The 2,722-nt window shown below is 46.9% G+C and carries 1 pseudogene; it reads left to right on the top strand.

The annotated features are described in order from the left end of the window. Positions 1-2,722, top strand: a pseudogene (locus tag GHI93_RS12930) (hypothetical protein); the annotation flags it as partial.

The raw sequence follows: 2,722 nt of genomic DNA, 5'->3' as shown, positions 1-2,722 counted from the left end.
AGTCCATCAGCGACGACGGTTTCAGCAGCGCCAAGTGTCGGAGTGACGCTTGTCAAAGGACAAACCCAAGCAGGAACGACTGTCTTTGGGGGATCGAATAGTAATCTTGATGCGGATGATGTCGCAGCAGTCATCGCGCTTCAACCGCTCGCAGAACACAAATCATGGACCAATCCCTATGTCGGTGCAACCTATCCGACAGGGACCATCTCCTACAGCCTATCAAACTCAGGGACTTACACCCCAAGCAGTGGGACAGCGACCGCACTTACGACAAGTCAGATGGCAAGCCCCACAGTCAATGCCTACGCTCCTGCGACGCTCAATCGCACGTCCGCCTTTACCTATAACTCAGGCTCAGGCTATGCCAGCAAGTACACGCAAGCCCTCGATGCACCAAATGCCAATACAGGTCAGATCAATATGACTCAACCCGCAAGTAATCTTGCGAGTCAAGGGGTCTATAACTCAGGGACCTTCACCGCAAGCAGTGCAGGTAGCGTCACAAATACCAACTACTCTGGCGTTTACAGTCCCTATACTTATAACATGACTGGGGCAATCACACCGACTTCGCTTGCAAAATCTTTCTCCAGTATGGAGATGATTCTCGGCTGGGACAGAACGACCACGCAAAATCTCGCCAAAGCGAATAACTGGACGAGCTACACCTATAATCTGACTGTATCAACGATCACCTATAATGATGCCAATGGAAAATCGCAAACCTTGACAAATAATGGTGGGACATTGAGCTATACAACGAATTATAACTCTAGTGGTTCATATTCCTCTCCAATAAATTTAGTAACCTCTCCTATCTTGGATCAAGCAGCTGCTGCAGGAGGAAACGTCACATACCCAGGTCTTAATGGCGGAACGGTTCATTCAGTGGATGGTGGAACTGCCGCCCGTATTAACTGTTCACAATCAGGAACTACTTTCAGTCAAAATTATGGAGATGATCTTTTATATACCGGTGAAAAAATTTATGCTCAGTCAGACACAATTGATCTGGGATTTGCGTTTCAACAAAGAGATACGATTTATAATTGGGATCCATCAGCATTTGCTTATGATAATAGTCGACTGATGTCTATTGGTCAAGCTGGGACTCAAAAATATGTATTAGAAGAATGGGGCGTCGCCACTAACTTTTCTCAAACAGCACCAGTGACCATGAAAGACTTAAGCTATGTCAAGACTTATGCTCAATACACGTGGTATTCGACGTATGCAGCGGCAGCGTCGGCAGGGAAAGTTTCAGCAGTTCGTGTGACGACTAAAGCTTTTGCCCCTTCTGATCCAAGTGGTAATATTGATTCTTCTAAGGATATTACAACTGCCATTCCTTTACTTGTGATACAAAATACAGCTGGGGCGAAAACGCCCGCAGGCAATCCGCTAACTGTCTTTCATACGACACAGGATCTTGACAGTAGTGGGAATTTATTAGTTGATTTGATAACGACCGCTCCAACAAATAATACAGTCAATAACACAACGAATGCCAGCTATGTCGGACAGTACATTCCAACAACCTTTAACTCAGATGGAACTGTTAATAACAAAAATGGCACGATTGGTGGAAGTACGGTTTCACAAGTTTATTGGAATCAAATGGCAGAGTCGGCCTTTGTCAAACCTTTCTCAATCACTTCAAGAACCAGTGTGACTCAGGCGACATACCAAACCTCACAGGATGTTTCAATCAAAATCCAAGGCATCCCGAGTGGAAGTTCAAATGTGACTTTTGACTCAAATCTTGTGACCACGCTCCCTGTCGGAATCCACTATAAGTCCGGCTCCGCCGTCGATGCGACTGGCAACCCATTACCAGATCCGACGTTGACAACCAATGCCAGTGGTCAAGAAGTCCTGCAATGGAATTTCAACAAAATGTCTCAAACGCTCATGGCAACAGGGACAGAGGTTGATTTTAAAGCAACATCAACTATCAGTCAACTGAGCTTTAATAGCCAAGGACTAACAGGAACGCTCGCGGTAACAACAGTTGCCTCGATGTGGATTGATGGACAGCCTGCAAATGTTGATGGCACAGGATCTAACACGAGTGTGCGCCAATCCTCGGCAGGTTTTGTCGAGCAGCTCATCCAGCAAGTCACGCCAGATAAAGAAGCCGACAAAACGGCGATTGAAGATGGTCCAAATGATGCGGCCATCACAGATCCAACCGCTCGTGCGGCCTCAACAGACATCACCTATACCGTCACAGGAGGCAACTACTCCGTCAATGCTCAACCAGCACTCACGATTATGGATGTCCTCCCTTATGATGGCGACAGTCGAGGCTCCAAACTCCACGGCGGCTACACAATTCAGTCCGTGAAGATCGTTGATAGTAATGGTAATGTTACTGGAAAGGACTCCGCAGGAAATCCGGTCACTCTCAACTATACTGATACCGCACCGAATACCTCAGGCTCAAACAAATATAACGAAAAAACGAATCCAAACACGATTATGGGCACGCCACCAAGTTCAGGCACATGGAGCGCCACACAGACTGGCTGGAAACAGGGAACTCCAGATGCCAACGCAAAAGCCATCATCGCCGCAGATCCGTCTTTGGCAGTTGGCGCATCGATCACGCTTCAAATCACGATCAGACCGACAGGGCAACAAGCAGGAGATGTGTACGATAACCGTGCTTCACTGAACTCAACCATCATCAATGCTCCTGTTACCTCACAAAACTTTA

Source organism: Lactococcus hircilactis (assembly GCF_009601015.1).
Taxonomy (GTDB): domain Bacteria; phylum Bacillota; class Bacilli; order Lactobacillales; family Streptococcaceae; genus Lactococcus; species Lactococcus hircilactis.
The sequence above is the reverse complement of the archived record's forward strand: the minus strand, read 5'-3'. Positions and strand labels throughout refer to the sequence as shown.